This window comes from Pseudomonas sp. H2_A10 (assembly GCF_054680085.1).
In genome coordinates, this window is the sequence record NZ_CP162821.1 from 5,605,065 (window position 1) to 5,619,199 (window position 14,135).

Below are 14,135 nucleotides of genomic sequence, written 5' to 3' on the forward strand. Positions count from 1 at the left end.
GTCTGCCCGCCCTGCTCTTCCAAACATGCTTTCCGGAGTTTTCCCATGACGGCCCATGCCGACCTTTCGCCGACCCTTCAACTTGCCATCGACCTGATCCGGCGCCCCTCGGTCACGCCGATCGACGCCGATTGCCAGAAGCTGATGATGCAGCGCCTGGGCGACGCTGGTTTTGCACTGGAGCCGATGCGCATCTTCGAGGTAGACAATTTCTGGGCCACCCATGGCAAACACGAAGGCCCGGTGCTGTGCTTTGCCGGCCACACCGACGTGGTGCCGACCGGCCCGGTGCAGGCCTGGCAGAACGACCCGTTCGACGCGCTGATCGATGAAAACGGCATGCTGTGCGGGCGTGGCGCGGCCGATATGAAAGGCAGCCTGGCGGCGATGCTGGTGGCTGCCGAGCGCTTCGTCACCGACTACCCGGACCACAAGGGCTCGGTCGCCTTCCTGATCACCAGCGATGAAGAAGGCCCGGCGCACCACGGCACCAAAGCGGTCATCGAACGCCTGGCCGCGCGCAAAGAGCGCCTGGACTGGTGCATCGTCGGCGAACCGTCGAGCACTACCCTGGTGGGCGACGTGGTCAAGAACGGCCGCCGTGGCTCACTCGGCGCCACCCTGACCGTGCGCGGTGTACAAGGCCACGTGGCCTACCCGCACCTGGCGAAAAACCCGATCCACCTGGCCGCGCCGGCCCTGGCCGAATTGGCCGCGGAGCATTGGGACGACGGCAACAGGTTCTTCCCGCCGACCAGCTTCCAGATCTCCAACCTCAACTCCGGCACCGGGGCCACCAACGTGATTCCCGGCGATCTGACGGCGGTATTCAACTTCCGTTTCTCCACCGAATCCACCGTCGAAGGCCTGCAACAGCGCGTCGCGCAGATCCTCGACAAGCATGGCCTGGACTGGCACGTGGAATGGGCGCTGTCGGGCCTGCCGTTTCTCACCGAACCGGGCGCGTTGCTCGATGCCGTCTCCGCCAGCATCAAGGCGATCACCGGGCGCGAGACCCAGGCGTCCACCAGCGGCGGCACCTCGGACGGGCGTTTCATCGCCACCCTCGGAACCCAAGTGGTCGAGTTGGGCCCGGTCAACGCGACGATTCATCAGGTCAACGAGCGCATTCTCGCCAGCGACCTCGATGTGCTGACCGAAATCTACTACCAGACCCTGATCAAGTTGCTCGCCTGATGCTCGCTTGCCCCATTTGCAGCGCCCCGCTCAACGCGGTGGACAATGGCGTGGCGTGCCCGGCCGGGCACCGTTTCGACCGCGCGCGCCAGGGTTACCTGAACCTGTTGCCGGTGCAGCACAAGAACAGCCGCGATCCAGGCGACAACCTGGCCATGGTCGAGGCGCGCCGCGACTTCCTCAACGCCGGGCACTACGCCCCGGTGGCCAGGCGCCTGGCGCAATTGGCCGCCGAACGCGCGCCGCAGCGCTGGGTCGACATCGGCTGTGGCGAGGGTTACTACACGGCGCAAATCGCCGACGCCCTGCCCCAGGCCGACGGTTACGCGCTGGATATTTCCAAGGAAGCGGTCAAGCGCGCCTGCAAGCGCAACCCGGCGCTGACCTGGTTGATCGCCAGCATGGCCCGCGTGCCGTTGGCCGATGCCAGCTGCCAGTTCCTTGCCAGTGTGTTCAGCCCGCTGGACTGGCAGGAAGCCAAGCGCCTGCTCAGCCCTGGCGGCGGCTTGATGAAGGTCGGCCCCACCCGCGGCCATCTGATGCAATTGCGCGAGCGCCTGTACGACGAAGTGCGCGAGTACACCGACGACAAGCACCTGGCCCTAGTGCCCGAGGGTATGAGCCTGGCGCACAGCGAGACCCTGGAATTCACTCTGCACCTAAATGAACCCCAGGACCGCGCCAACCTGCTGGCCATGACGCCCCACGGCTGGCGTGCCAGCGCCGAGCGCCGTAGCGAGGTGATCGAGGCTGCCGAGCCGCTGCTGGTCACCGTGTCGATGCGCTACGACTATTTCGTGCTTCAATAAGCGACTTTTCTACATCCGCGAATGGATTTTCGAATCCCGCAACGAGGAACATCCATGCGCCAACCCGATATCGAGATTTACCTGAAGGACGCTGACGTCGACCACAAGGCCATCGCCGCCTGGCTCGGCGCCGCCCTCGGCCCATGCACCGACTGGGTCCAGAAGGGCCAGACCTACAAATGCAAGGCCGGCAATGTGCCGGTAACCTGGCTGCCCAAGGCTGTCGGCAAATGGAACAGCCTGTATCTGGAAAGCGACCAGACCCCGTGGGACGACGACATCGCCTGCGCCCGGGCGGCCTTTGCCGCGCTGAACGTCGAAGTGCGTTGTGCACCGGGCACGTGGATTGAGGAAGAAGGCGAGGAAAGCGCTGACATCTGGATTCGCATCAGCGCAGACGGTGAAGAGCAGATCACCTGGAAAACCGCCTGATCTTAAGCTGAACACCCAATCAAAAATGTGGAAGGGGGCTTGCTCCCGATGGCGGTGGGTCAGTCAATGTATTCAGTGACTGACACTCAGCCATCGGGAGCAAGCCCCCTCCCACATGGGTTCTGCGGTGTAACAAAAGCCCGCATTACAAACCGACCACATCCTCGGCCTGCAAGCCCTTCTCACCGCTCACCACGGCGTATTCCACCTGCTGGCCTTCGGCCAACGAGCGATGCCCGTCCCCGCGAATGGCGCGGTAATGCACGAACACATCCTTGCCGTCTTCACGCTGAATGAACCCATAGCCTTTTGCATCGTTGAACCACTTCACATTCCCGGTTTCGCGCGTTGCCATTTGTCTCACTCCCCCTTCGGTTTTTTTATTGTTGAGCCGGTTCGCGTTGAACTGCCGAGTATAAGACAGGCTCAAAAACGATCAACTCAAGTTTACATCGCTGCTTTTTTGCCGATTTTCGGCGAATACGGCACACTACCCGCCCGAGCGCCCGCTCGGTTTTTTCCACTTCAAGCAGCTCGCCTATGACCCGCTCCCCGTTCCGCCGTCTGGTATTTGGCACCTTGCGCCGACTGTTGTACCTCTGGGTTCGCTCGGAGACGATCAACCAGTCGTCCCTTACCCTTAACCTGGACCGCAGCCGGCCGGTGTTTTACGTCCTGCAATCGCCCTCCCTCACCGAGCTGGCCGTGGTCGATGCCGAGTGCACCAAGGCCGGCTTGCCGCGCCCGGTGCTGCCGGTATCGGTAGGCCCGCTGATGGAACCGGCAGCGTTCTTCTACCTCACGCCGGAACCCGACTGGCTCGGCCGCCAGGACAAGCGCGGCGCGCCGCCGACCCTGACCCGCCTGGTCAACACCCTGAGCGAACACGCCGAAGAGAATGCACAAATCATTCCGGTCAGTGTGTTCTGGGGGCAGACCCCGGCGAGCGAGTCCAGCCCGTGGAAACTGCTGTTTGCCGACAGCTGGGCCGTCACCGGCCGTCTACGCCGCTTGTTAAGCATCCTGATCCTGGGTCGCAAGACCCGTGTGCAATTCTCTGCGCCTATCAACCTGCGTGAGTTGATCGAGCACAATAAAGGGCACGAACGCACCGTGCGCATGGCCCAACGCATACTGCGTGTGCACTTTCGTAACCTGAAGACCGCCGTGATCGGCCCCGACCTGTCCCATCGCCGCAACCTGGTGAAGGGCCTGGTGAATATGCCGCTGGTGCGCCAGGCCATTCTTGATGAAGCCGAGCGCGAAAAAATCAGCCCGGAAAAAGCCAAGGCCCAGGCCCTGCACTATGGCAACGAAATCGCCTCGGATTACACCTACACCGCGATCCGCTTTTTGGAGGTGGTGCTGAGCTGGTTCTGGAACAAGATCTACGACGGCATCAAGGTCAATAACATCGAAGGTGTGCAAAAGGTTGCCCAGGGCTATGAGGTGATCTACGTACCCTGCCACCGCAGCCATATCGACTACCTGCTGCTGTCGTACCTGCTGTTCAAAAATGGCCTGACGCCGCCGCATATCGCGGCCGGCATCAACCTGAACATGCCGGTAATCGGCAGCCTGCTGCGCCGTGGCGGTGCGTTTTTCATGCGCCGCACCTTCAAGGGCAACCCGCTGTACACCTCGGTGTTCAACGAATACCTGCACACGTTGTTCACCAAGGGCTTCCCGGTGGAGTACTTCGTGGAAGGCGGGCGTTCGCGCACCGGCCGCATGCTGCAGCCGAAAACCGGGATGCTGGCGATTACCCTGCGCAGTTTCCTGCGCTCCTCGCGCATGCCGATTGTGTTCGTGCCGGTGTATATCGGCTATGAACGCGTACTGGAAGGCCGTACTTACCTCGGTGAGTTGCGCGGTGCGAGCAAGAAGAAAGAATCGATCTTCGACATCTTCAAAGTGGTCGGCGCGCTCAAGCAGCGTTTCGGCCAGGTGGCGGTCAACTTCGGCGAGCCGATCAAGCTGGCTGAGTTTCTCGACAACGAACAACCCGACTGGCGCGCCCAGGAGCTGGGCCCGAACTACAAACCGGCCTGGCTCAACGAAACCACCAACCGCCTCGGCGAACAAGTGGCCCGCCACTTGAACGAAGCCGCAGCGGTGAACCCGGTGAACCTGGTGGCCCTGGCTCTGCTGTCGACCACGCGCCTGGCCCTGGACGAACAGGCCATGGCCCGCCAGTTGGACCTGTACCTGGCGCTGTTGCGCCGCGTGCCTTATTCGCCGCACACCACCCTGCCGGAAGGCGATGGCCTGGCGCTGATCAAGCACGTCAAGGACATGAACCTGCTGTCGGAACAGAGCGACGCCCTGGGCAAGATCCTGTACCTGGACGAGCAGAACGCCGTCCTGATGACCTACTACCGCAACAACGTGCTGCACATCTTCGCCCTGCCGGCGTTGCTGGCGAGTTTCTTCCAGAGCAGTTCGCGCATGAACCGCGAGCAGATCCTGCGCTATACCCACGCGCTGTACCCGTACCTGCAATCGGAGCTGTTTATTCGCTGGTCGCTGGAAGAGCTCGACGCGGTCATCGACCAGTGGCTGCAAGCGTTTGTCGAACAGGGCCTGCTGCGCTTCGAAAAAGACGTGTACCTGCGCCCGGCGCCGAGTTCGCGGCACTTCGTGTTGCTGACGCTGCTGTCCAAGAGCATCGCCCAGACCCTGCAACGCTTCTACATGGCGATTTCGCTGCTGCTCAACAGCGGCCAGAACAGTATCAGCGCCGAAGAACTGGAGGACCTGTGCACGATCATGGCCCAGCGCCTGTCGATCCTGCATGGCCTCAATGCTCCGGAGTTCTTCGATAAGAGCCTTTTCCGACATTTTATTCAGACGTTGCTGGAGCAGGATGTGCTGCGCCGCGACGAAGCCGGCAAGTTGAGCTACCACGCATTGCTCGGCGAACTGGCCGAAGGCGCCGCCAAACGCGTGTTGCCGGCCGACATTCGCCTGTCGATCCGCCAAGTGGCCCTGCACCGTGTGGACGGCGCAGCCGAAGCGTCAGTCGAGGCGCAAGAAAACCGCTAGATTTAAACAGGCGCCCGTTGGATGCAGGCGCCATTGAAAGGAGCCGCACCATGAAAAAAATTATCCTGCTGGGCCTTACCGCCCTGCTTGGAGCCTGCCAATCCGTGCACCACTCCCCCCAGGCAAGCCTCGACGGCGAGGTGTTCTACCTGCAACGCATCGCTCTTCCTGCGGCCGCGACCTTGAGCGTCAGCCTGCAAGACGTATCCCTGATGGACGCGCCGGCCGTGACCCTCGCCGAACAGAAAGGCCCGGTCAAAGGCCAGGTGCCCCTGCCGTTTCACCTGAGCTACGACCCGGCGCAGGTCAAGCCCGGCCACACTTATTCGGTGAGCGCTCGCATCGAACTGGACGGCAAGCTACTGTTTACCACTACCGAACGGCACGCTGTTCAGCTCAACGGCCAGGACCCACAACCTCTGCGCCTGCGCGTCGATGCCGTGGCCCACTGAATTCGATCATAAGGAAGCGCCCATGCTCCGTAACTCCCTTCGCCTTACCGCCCTGTGTGCCGGCCTGCTGCTCGGTGCCAACGCCATGGCCCTGGACCTTGGCAGCCTGTCCCAAGGCGACGCCAGCGGCGGCCTCAAGGATGCCCTCACCCAAGGCGCACAGATCGCCGTGAAACAACTGGGCACACCCGGCGGCTTCAGCAACAACCCCGAGGTCAAGATCGACCTGCCCGGCAAGTTGGGCAAAGTCGCCGACAAGCTGAAAATGTTCGGTATGGGTGACCAGGTCACGCAACTGGAAACCAGCATGAACAAAGCGGCGGAAACAGCAGTGACCCAGGCTCAGCCGATCCTGGTCAATGCCGTGAAAAAAATGAGCGTCACCGACGCCAAGGGCATCCTCAGCGGTGGCCAGGACTCGGCAACCCAGTACCTGAATAAAACCAGCCGCGAAGAGATTCGCGCCAAGTTCCTGCCCATCGTCAAGGCCGCCACCGACAAGGTCGGCGTGGCTCAGCAGTACAACGCCCTGGCAGGCAAGGCGGCGGCATTCGGCGCAGTGGATGCCAAGAGCGCCAACGTCGAAAACTACGTGACCGAGCAGGCGCTGGACGGTTTGTTCAAGATGATTGCCGAACAGGAAGAAACCATTCGCAAGAATCCGGCGGCGGCGGCCACCAGCCTGGCGAAGAAGGTGTTCGGCGCGCTGTAACCCCTTCCTCACTGCGCCCAGGCCGCTTCCTGCGAAACTGGGCGCAGTGGTCTTACGCCTGACGCTTAGCGGTTAAACAACGCAAACAACGGCCGGCTCGGCAATTGAGGATGGCTGATCGGGTGCGTATGCGGGTGATGCGGTGTGGCACAAGCGGGACGCGTGGGGTGCGGCCGCCCATAACCTGGCCGGGTTGGATGGGGGCGATGAGCCTCGCCTCCTGGTCTTTGCTGTAAAGCTGGAGCAGTGCCTTCGCGCGGCAAGTAGCCACCCAGCAACGCCCCCAGAAATGCACCCTTGAACGCAGCAATTGCGCTGAAAAACGACATCTGACACTCCTTGAACTCAGTGAAATCAGGCCGGCCGCCAACGGGCGGAACCAAGACCTGTGCCTGTCCATCAGGCAAATCTGAGTGGAGTGAAACCCATGAACGTTCCACCTGGCCTGAGGCGTGTTTGCATCAGCATGTGAAACGCCGGCCAATCAATGCATAACCGCCTCGGCCAACCGCCCCATCATGAGCGTGGCAAAACAACCGATCGCCACGGACGTTGCGCGATTGATCCTCAACGGCGTGAGCCAGGTTTTTTGAATCCCTGCAAAGCGACTGCCCAGCACGATCCAGGCCGCCCCCACCGGTATCACCACCAGCGCCAGCGTGCCCATGAACGTGACATAACCTTGCAGCGTGGCAAAGGTGCTGGCCGGCGCGATGAAGGATACGATCAACAGCCCCTTGGGGTTCATGACCGTCAGCCAGAAAAAATAAAGCCCAGAGAAGCGGTCGTGCCGTGGGTCGAGGGCGCTGTTTTTGCGTTGCCAGAGCTTGTACGAGACATACAACAGGTAGCAGGCGGCGGCCAGTTGCGTCGCTTGCAATGCCCAAGGTGAATAAGCCCCCAGGTAGAGCAGCGCGACGCCCCACACCGACACTTGGAGCAGGTACGCCAGGCATTCGATAAACACCAACAGCCACGAAGCCCGAAGCCCAAACAACACCCCGGCGCGAAACAACAGGGTATTGGTGGGGCCTGGGGCGAGCAGCAGCAGCAACAGGGCTGAAACAGTGGCCAACATGATTACGCGACGTCCTTCCTCACTCGGAACCACGCAGCATACAGCGCCGGCAGGAACAATAGTGTCAACGCCGTCGCCACAATCAACCCACCCATGATCGCTACCGCCATCGGCCCGAAGAACACGCTGCGCGACAGCGGGATCATCGCCAGCACCGCCGCGAGTGCCGTCAGCACAATCGGGCGAAAGCGCCGCACGGTGGCCTCGATAATGGCTTGCCACGGTGCCAGGCCGGCCTTGATGTCTTGCTCGATCTGGTCCACCAGGATCACCGAGTTGCGCATGATCATGCCCGACAGGGCGATGGTGCCGAGCATCGCCACGAAACCGAACGGCTGGCGGAACACCAGCAGGAACAGCGTCACACCGATCAGGCCCAGCGGCGCGGTCAAGAACACCATGGCGCTGCGCGAGAAGCTGCGCAGTTGCAGCATGAGCAAGGTCAGCACCACCACGATAAACAGCGGTACCCCGGCCTTCACCGAGTTCTGCCCACGGGCGGAGTCTTCGACGGTGCCGCCGACCTCCAGCTGATAACCGTCCGGCAGTTCGGCACGTACGTCGGCGAGCGTTGGCAGGATCTGCTGGACCAGGGTCGCCGGTTGCTCCTTGCCATAGATATCGGCGCGCACGGTCACGGTCGGCAGGCGGTTACGGTGCCAGATAATGCCCTCCTCGAAGCCGTATTCGAGGGTGGCGATCTGCGACAGCGCGACGCTTTTGCCGTTGTCGGTCGGCACGGCCAGGCTTGGCAGCAGCGACAACTCGGTGCGTTCATGAACCGTGCCGCGCAACAGGATCTCGATCAACTCGTTGTCTTCCCGGTACTGGCTGACGCTGGAGCCGGTCAGCGAGCTCTGCAGGAATTTGGCCAGGTTGGCGGTACTGACCCCCAACGCCCTGGCGCGGTCCTGGTCGATATTCAGGTAGACGATTTTGCTCGGTTCTTCCCAGTCCAGATGCACATTGGCGACGTGGGAATTTTCGCGGACCTTGGCCGCCACTTTCCGAGCCAGGGCGCGGACCTCTTCGATGTGCTCGCCGGTTACACGAAACTGCACCGGATAACCCACAGGCGGTCCGTTCTCCAACCGGGTGACGCGCCCGCGCAGTGCGGGGAATTGTTCGTCGAGGGTTTCGATCAACCAGGTACGCAGGCCTTCGCGTTCTTCGATGGTTTTAGCCAGCACTACAAACTGCGCGAAGCTGGCCGCCGGCAGTTGCTGGTCCAGGGGCAGGTAGAAACGTGGCGAGCCGGTGCCGACATAGGCCACATAGTTTTCGACGCCGGCGTGGGCCTTGAGCAATCCTTCCAGACGTTTTACCTGGTCGGCGGTGTTGCTCAGGGAGGCGCCTTCGGCCAGTTTCAGATCAACCATCAACTCCAGGCGACCGGAAGCCGGGAAGAACTGCTGCGGCACAAAGCGGAACAAGGCCACCGAGCCGATAAACAGTAGCAAGGTCAACACGATCACGGTTTTGCGCCGGCGCACGCACCATTCCACCAAACGTCTGACGCGCTGGTAAAACGGTGTGCCGTAGGGGTCAGGGCCATCCGCGCCGTGTTTGGCCGCGTGAATCTTCGCCAGGTCAGGCAGGAGCTTTTCCCCCAGATACGGCACAAACACCACAGCGGCGACCCACGAGGCGAGCAACGCGATGGTCACCACCTGGAAAATAGAGCGCGTGTATTCGCCGGTACTGGATTGCGCGGTGGCAATCGGCAGGAAGCCGGCGGCGGTGATCAGCGTACCGGTGAGCATCGGGAAGGCGGTACTGGTCCAGGCGAAACTCGCGGCTTTAAGCCGGTCATAGCCCTGCTCCATTTTGATCGCCATCATTTCCACGGCGATGATCGCGTCGTCCACCAGCAGGCCCAAGGCCAATACCAGCGCACCGAGAGAGATCTTGTGCAGGCCGATGCCGAGGTAATACATGGTGGCAAAGGTCATCGCCAACACCAGCGGAATCGCCAGGGCCACCACCATGCCGGTGCGTACGCCAAGGGAGAAGAAGCTCACCAGCAAGACAATCGCCAAGGCCTCGGCCAACACCTGGACGAACTCTCCGACACTGGTTTTCACCGCTGCCGGTTGGTCCGATACCTTGCGCAGCTCCATGCCGGCCGGAAGGTTCTTCTGCAGGCGTGCGAATTCACCCTCAAGGGCCTTGCCCAGTACCAGAATGTCGCCGCCGTCGCGCATGGCCACGGCCAGGCCGATGGCATCCGCGCCCATATAACGCATGCGCGGCGCCGGTGGGTCATTGAAACCCCGATGGATGTCGGCCACATCGCCAATGCGGAAGGTGCGGTCGCCGACGCGAATCGGAAAGTTACGGATCTCTTCCACCGTTTTGAAGTTACCCGACACGCGCAGTTGCACGCGCTCGCTCGGGGTTTCAAAGAAGCCGGCGGTGGACACCGCATTTTGTTCCTGCAACGCCTGCTGCACCGCCGCCAACGGCAGGCCGAGGGTAGCGAGCTTGAGGTTGGACAGTTCGATCCAGATCTTCTCGTCCTGTAGGCCAAGCAGTTCGACCTTGCCCACATCCGGCACACGTTGCAGTTGAATCTGGATGCGGTCGGCGTAGTCCTTGAGCACGGCGTAGTCGAAGCCGTCGCCAGTCAGGGCATAGATGTTGCCGAAGGTGGTACCGAATTCATCGTTGAAAAACGGCCCCTGGATGTCCGGCGGCAAGGTCTGGCGGATGTCGCTGATTTTCTTGCGCACCTGGTACCACAACTCGGGAATCTGCACGGAGTGCATGGAGTCGCGAGCAATGAAGGTGACCGTGGACTCACCGGGACGCGAAAACGAAACGATGCGTTCGTACTCGCCGGTCTCCATCAGTTTTTTCTCGATGCGCTCGGTGACCTGGCGCGAGACTTCCTGGGCGGTAGCACCCGGCCAGTTGGTCTTGATCACCATGGCCTTGAAGGTGAACGGCGGGTCTTCGCTTTGCCCCAGTTTGGTGTAGGACAAAGTGCCGACCACCGCCAGCAGGATCATCAGGAACAGTACGATCTGGCGATTACGCAACGCCCATTCGGAAAGATTGAAACCCATCAGGGACTACTCCTTGGCCGCTAGATTGACCACACGGTTGGAGCGATCCACCGGGCGCACTTGCTGGCCCTCGTGGAGCACGTGCACGCCCGCCGCGACTACCCAGTCGGTGGGGGTCAGGCCTTCCAGCACCGGGACGGTTTTTTCGCCGAACGCGCCGATACGCACCGGCACGCGCTTGAGGGTGTTGTCCGGCTGCACACGCCAAACGTAGGACGCGCCATTCTCCGCGCTGAGGGCCGACAACGGCACCGACAGTGGAATAACACCGTCGGCCTGGATAAATACGCGGGCGCTCTGGCCCAGTTCCGCCGGCACCTTGCCACCGGTGAACGCAACGCGTGCAGCAAACGTGCGCGACTTGGGATCGGCAGCCGGTGACAGCTCACGAATGCGCCCGGCAAAGCGCTGGTCCGGCTGGCTCCACAACTCCACCGCCACCGGCTGGCCGATCTTGAAGCGGCCAAACCCCTGCTCCGGCAGGCTGATCAGGACCTCCCGCTCGCCATCGGTGGCCAGGGTGAACACGGTTTGCCCGGCGGACACCACCTGGCCGACTTCCACCGCACGTTTGGCAACCACACCGTCCTGCGGCGCACGAAGCACGGCATAACCGGCCTGGTTGCTGGCCACATCGAACTCGGCCTTGATCTGCTTGAGGCGCGCTTCACCGGATCGGTAGAGGTTTTCGGAATTGTCGTACTGCGAACGGCTGACCATCTGACGGTCCATCAGGGTTTTGTAGCGGTCACGTTCAGCGCGCACCAGGCTCAGGTTGGCCTCGGCGGCGGCCACTTGGGCACGGGTGGCTTCCAATTGCAGGCGCACGTCCTGGGGGTCGAGTTCCGCCAGGGCTTGGTTGGCCTTGACGCGCTCGCCCTCTTCCACCAACCGTTTGCTGACTTTGCCGCCGATGCGAAAGGCCAGGTCCGGTTCATAGCGGGCACGTACTTCGCCGGGGTAGCTGTCCGTCGACTGCGCCGATGGCTGCGGCTGCACCACCATGGCCGGGCGGACGGTGGTCTGGGCCGCTTCTTCATGGCCGCAGGCGGCCAATAGGAAGACCAGGCTGACAGGCAACGCAAGGGGCAGGAAAGTACTGCGCATGCTGAAGGACCTTTCGCAAATGGAGCTAGGAATAATTATACTGGCCAGTATGTTATTAATACCAAACTCACCAGTCCAGTATTAAAGGTGAAAATGTCCGACAATCCATTGAACACCAACAGCCCCGGGCGCCCCAAGGACATGGCAAAACGCCAGGCGATCCTCGAAGCAGCGAAATTTCTGTTTTTGAGTCATGGTTACGCCAACACCAGCATGGATGCCGTGGCCCTTGAAGCCGGCGTATCGAAACTGACCGTCTACAGCCACTTCACCGACAAAGAGACGCTATTCACCGCCGCCGTCGTGGCCAAGTGCGAAGAGCAATTACCGGTCATGTACTTCGAGCTGCCCGACGGCATGCCCGTCAAGACGGTGCTGTTGAACATCGCACGGGGCTTTCATCGCCTGATCAACAGTGAGGAGTCGGTCAACCTGCATCGCCTGATGATGACCACCGGCAATCAGGACGCGAAACTGTCGCGGATCTTTTTCGAAGCCGGCCCGATGCGCATGCTGCAAGGCATGGAGCGCCTGCTCGGTAAGATCGACCAAAGCGGCGCCCTGAGCATCGACAAACCCTTTAAGGCCGCCGAGCACTTTTTTTGCCTGCTCAAGGGCACGGCGAATTTCTGCTTGCTGTATGGCTGCGGCGGGCAACTGACTGAAGAAGCCGCCGAAGCGCATGTGCAGGACGTGGTGGGGTTGTTTATGCGGGCCTACAGGCCTTGAACATCAAGGCTTGAGCGCTTTCTTCGGATAGATGTCATAGCGGCTGGACTTGCCATCCAGCGCATGGCTCGGCTTGGGCCCTTCGATGCAGGGCGCCTTGCGTGGGCGCTTGACCACCACGCGGTGGCTGGCCAGGGCCAGTGCCGCGGCCAACAGGGCCGGCGCGTCCGGATCATCGCCCACCAACGGCCGGAACAGGCGCATTTCTTTCTTCACCAGGGCAGTTTTCTCACGATGAGGGAACATGGGGTCGAGGTAGATAACCTGCGGCGGCTCGCCTTCCCAATGACGCATCACCTCGATGGAGTTGCCCTTGAGCAGCTTCATGCGTGCCACGATGGGCGCCACTTCGAAATCCTCCGCGCCGCGCGCCAGGCCGTCTTCAAGCAAGGCGCCGATCAGCGGCTGGCGTTCGATCAGGCTCATGTCGCAACCGAGGCTGGCCAGTACGAACGCATCCTTGCCCAGGCCGGCCGTGGCATCCAGTACGCGTGGGCGCACGCCTTGGGCAACGCCAACGGCCTTGGCGATCATCTGCCCGCTGCCGCCACCGTATAAACGCCGGTGCGCGGCGCCACCCTCGACAAAGTCCACACGCACCGGCCCCGGTGCGTCAGGCCCGAGCTGTTGCAGTTGCAGGCCATGTTCCCCGACCTGCAGGGAAAACTCCGCATCCGCGAGCTGTAAAGGCAGACCAAGCAACGAAGCCCATTGCTCGGCGCGAGCCTGGAAACCTTCGGCCAAAGCCTCGACCTGGATGCGGCTGGCCGCTGGATGTTCGCTCATCAATCGCTACGCTCAAAAATATTAAGGATCGGCAAACAACGGCCGATAAAAATCACAGTCAGGTATTTTGCCAGAGCTGAGCGTCGACCGAAAAAAATGTCAGACATTCTCCCCCTAACCATCGGTGTACTGCCGACCCACAACCACTACGGCCTGCGCAATACCCAAGCGCTGGCCGGGGTGAGCCATGTGTGGCAGGACTTCTTCGCCCGCGCGTTGGCCGAGCAGCTTGGCGATACGCCAGGCGTGCCGGCTGCCCAGGCGTCGGCTGCGATGGACCCGGCGGTAGAACCCAGCGAAGGCGCCGACCTGCTGGCGCAGATCCTCACCCAGCGTGAGTGCGACGTGAAAGACACCATCATCGCCCCGCCTGAGCCGCTGTTCCTGCCCATCGCCGAATTCGACACCGAGTTGCTGCCACCGGCCGCCACGCCATTCCCGCAAGAAGAGATCGTCGCCCAGCAACGCCAGCAGAATTTTGAAAGCGGTTGGGTACGCCCCATCGTGCTGAGCGCCGGCCAGCCATTGCCCGAGCCAGGCCCGGCGCCGCAACCACGCCCATTGCATCTGCCGATTGCCGAGTTCGAGCTGGACCTGCTGCCACCTCCCGCCACGCCGTACCCGACCGAGGAGCTGCTGGCGCAACAACAGGCCCTGGACTTTGACTACCATTGGGCACGCCCGCTGGTCACCCAGAACCTGCGCCTGGCCGCCTGACCT

The 14,135-nt window shown here is 61.9% G+C and carries 13 protein-coding genes; 8 read left to right on the plus strand and 5 right to left on the minus strand.

The features are described 5' to 3' along the window. Positions 1–45: 45 nt before the first annotated feature. From dapE to AB4O23_RS26105, 3 genes are read left to right on the plus strand one after another with little or no spacing between them, the layout of a single operon-like run. On the plus strand, positions 46–1,197 hold the full coding sequence (dapE, locus tag AB4O23_RS26095; RefSeq protein WP_017529710.1) for a succinyl-diaminopimelate desuccinylase: 1,152 nt from the start codon (positions 46–48) through the stop codon (positions 1,195–1,197). Then, positions 1,197–2,006 carry a putative RNA methyltransferase gene (locus AB4O23_RS26100; RefSeq protein WP_017529711.1) on the plus strand — a complete coding sequence of 270 codons (810 nt, stop codon included), beginning with the start codon at positions 1,197–1,199 and terminating at the stop codon, positions 2,004–2,006. Before dapE ends, AB4O23_RS26100 begins: the two co-directional genes overlap by 1 nt. A gap of 54 nt (positions 2,007–2,060) precedes the next feature. Continuing rightward, positions 2,061–2,438: a hypothetical protein gene (locus tag AB4O23_RS26105; protein WP_017529712.1), complete on the plus strand. Its 378-nt coding sequence runs from the start codon at positions 2,061–2,063 to the stop codon at positions 2,436–2,438. Positions 2,439–2,583: 145 nt separating this feature from the next. Here the strand turns inward: AB4O23_RS26105 and AB4O23_RS26110 are convergent, their stop codons facing one another. Then, a complete protein-coding gene (locus tag AB4O23_RS26110) occupies positions 2,584–2,793 on the minus strand; it encodes a cold shock domain-containing protein (RefSeq protein WP_017529713.1) in 210 nt (69 codons plus the stop codon). Positions 2,794–2,978: 185 nt separating this feature from the next. On the opposite strand from AB4O23_RS26110, the gene plsB reads away from it, so the two are divergent. The 3 genes from plsB to AB4O23_RS26125 are packed head-to-tail and all read left to right on the plus strand — an operon-like array spanning position 2,979 to position 6,647. Then, positions 2,979–5,483, plus strand: coding sequence for a glycerol-3-phosphate 1-O-acyltransferase PlsB (gene plsB, locus AB4O23_RS26115; RefSeq protein WP_460061262.1), 2,505 nt, complete (start codon positions 2,979–2,981; stop codon positions 5,481–5,483). Positions 5,484–5,533: 50 nt separating this feature from the next. Beyond that, the gene (locus tag AB4O23_RS26120) at positions 5,534–5,935 is read left to right on the plus strand and encodes a YbaY family lipoprotein (protein WP_065877168.1); all 402 of its coding nucleotides are present in this window, start codon (positions 5,534–5,536) and stop codon (positions 5,933–5,935) included. A 22-nt stretch (positions 5,936–5,957) separates the two neighbouring features. Beyond that, the gene (locus tag AB4O23_RS26125) at positions 5,958–6,647 is read left to right on the plus strand and encodes a DUF4197 domain-containing protein (RefSeq protein WP_460061266.1); all 690 of its coding nucleotides are present in this window, start codon (positions 5,958–5,960) and stop codon (positions 6,645–6,647) included. Positions 6,648–7,131: 484 nt separating this feature from the next. Here AB4O23_RS26125 and AB4O23_RS26130 read toward each other — a convergent pair whose 3' ends face one another. The 3 genes from AB4O23_RS26130 to AB4O23_RS26140 are packed head-to-tail and all read right to left on the minus strand — an operon-like array spanning position 7,132 to position 11,900. Continuing rightward, positions 7,132–7,725 carry a LysE family translocator gene (locus AB4O23_RS26130; protein ID WP_065877169.1) on the minus strand — a complete coding sequence of 198 codons (594 nt, stop codon included), beginning with the start codon at positions 7,723–7,725 and terminating at the stop codon, positions 7,132–7,134. Between the two features lie 2 nt (positions 7,726–7,727). Continuing rightward, on the minus strand, positions 7,728–10,793 hold the full coding sequence (locus tag AB4O23_RS26135; protein WP_065877170.1) for an efflux RND transporter permease subunit: 3,066 nt from the start codon (positions 10,791–10,793) through the stop codon (positions 7,728–7,730). Between the two features lie 6 nt (positions 10,794–10,799). Further along, on the minus strand, positions 10,800–11,900 hold the full coding sequence (locus AB4O23_RS26140; protein WP_065877171.1) for an efflux RND transporter periplasmic adaptor subunit: 1,101 nt from the start codon (positions 11,898–11,900) through the stop codon (positions 10,800–10,802). A gap of 93 nt (positions 11,901–11,993) precedes the next feature. Between AB4O23_RS26140 and AB4O23_RS26145 the strand changes: the two genes are divergently transcribed. Next, positions 11,994–12,629, plus strand: coding sequence for a TetR/AcrR family transcriptional regulator (locus AB4O23_RS26145; RefSeq protein WP_017529720.1), 636 nt, complete (start codon positions 11,994–11,996; stop codon positions 12,627–12,629). A 3-nt stretch (positions 12,630–12,632) separates the two neighbouring features. Here the strand turns inward: AB4O23_RS26145 and AB4O23_RS26150 are convergent, their stop codons facing one another. Continuing rightward, positions 12,633–13,415 (minus strand): class I SAM-dependent methyltransferase, encoded by a 783-nt coding sequence (locus AB4O23_RS26150; protein WP_065877172.1) that lies wholly within the window; start codon positions 13,413–13,415, stop codon positions 12,633–12,635. A gap of 96 nt (positions 13,416–13,511) precedes the next feature. On the opposite strand from AB4O23_RS26150, the gene AB4O23_RS26155 reads away from it, so the two are divergent. Beyond that, complete coding sequence (locus AB4O23_RS26155) at positions 13,512–14,132, plus strand: hypothetical protein (RefSeq protein WP_017529722.1); 621 nt, start codon at positions 13,512–13,514, stop codon at positions 14,130–14,132. Positions 14,133–14,135: the final 3 nt, after the last annotated feature.

Coding starts and splice junctions, on each gene's coding strand:
- AB4O23_RS26145 (WP_017529720.1), top strand. CDS start 11,994: ATGTCCGACAATCCATTGAACACCAACAGCCCCGGGCGCCCCAAGGAC.
- AB4O23_RS26105 (WP_017529712.1), top strand. CDS start 2,061: ATGCGCCAACCCGATATCGAGATTTACCTGAAGGACGCTGACGTCGAC.
- AB4O23_RS26135 (WP_065877170.1), bottom strand. CDS start 10,793: ATGGGTTTCAATCTTTCCGAATGGGCGTTGCGTAATCGCCAGATCGTA.
- dapE (WP_017529710.1), top strand. CDS start 46: ATGACGGCCCATGCCGACCTTTCGCCGACCCTTCAACTTGCCATCGAC.
- AB4O23_RS26130 (WP_065877169.1), bottom strand. CDS start 7,725: ATGTTGGCCACTGTTTCAGCCCTGTTGCTGCTGCTGCTCGCCCCAGGC.
- AB4O23_RS26125 (WP_460061266.1), top strand. CDS start 5,958: ATGCTCCGTAACTCCCTTCGCCTTACCGCCCTGTGTGCCGGCCTGCTG.
- plsB (WP_460061262.1), top strand. CDS start 2,979: ATGACCCGCTCCCCGTTCCGCCGTCTGGTATTTGGCACCTTGCGCCGA.
- AB4O23_RS26110 (WP_017529713.1), bottom strand. CDS start 2,793: ATGGCAACGCGCGAAACCGGGAATGTGAAGTGGTTCAACGATGCAAAA.
- AB4O23_RS26155 (WP_017529722.1), top strand. CDS start 13,512: ATGTCAGACATTCTCCCCCTAACCATCGGTGTACTGCCGACCCACAAC.
- AB4O23_RS26100 (WP_017529711.1), top strand. CDS start 1,197: ATGCTCGCTTGCCCCATTTGCAGCGCCCCGCTCAACGCGGTGGACAAT.
- AB4O23_RS26150 (WP_065877172.1), bottom strand. CDS start 13,415: ATGAGCGAACATCCAGCGGCCAGCCGCATCCAGGTCGAGGCTTTGGCC.
- AB4O23_RS26120 (WP_065877168.1), top strand. CDS start 5,534: ATGAAAAAAATTATCCTGCTGGGCCTTACCGCCCTGCTTGGAGCCTGC.
- AB4O23_RS26140 (WP_065877171.1), bottom strand. CDS start 11,900: ATGCGCAGTACTTTCCTGCCCCTTGCGTTGCCTGTCAGCCTGGTCTTC.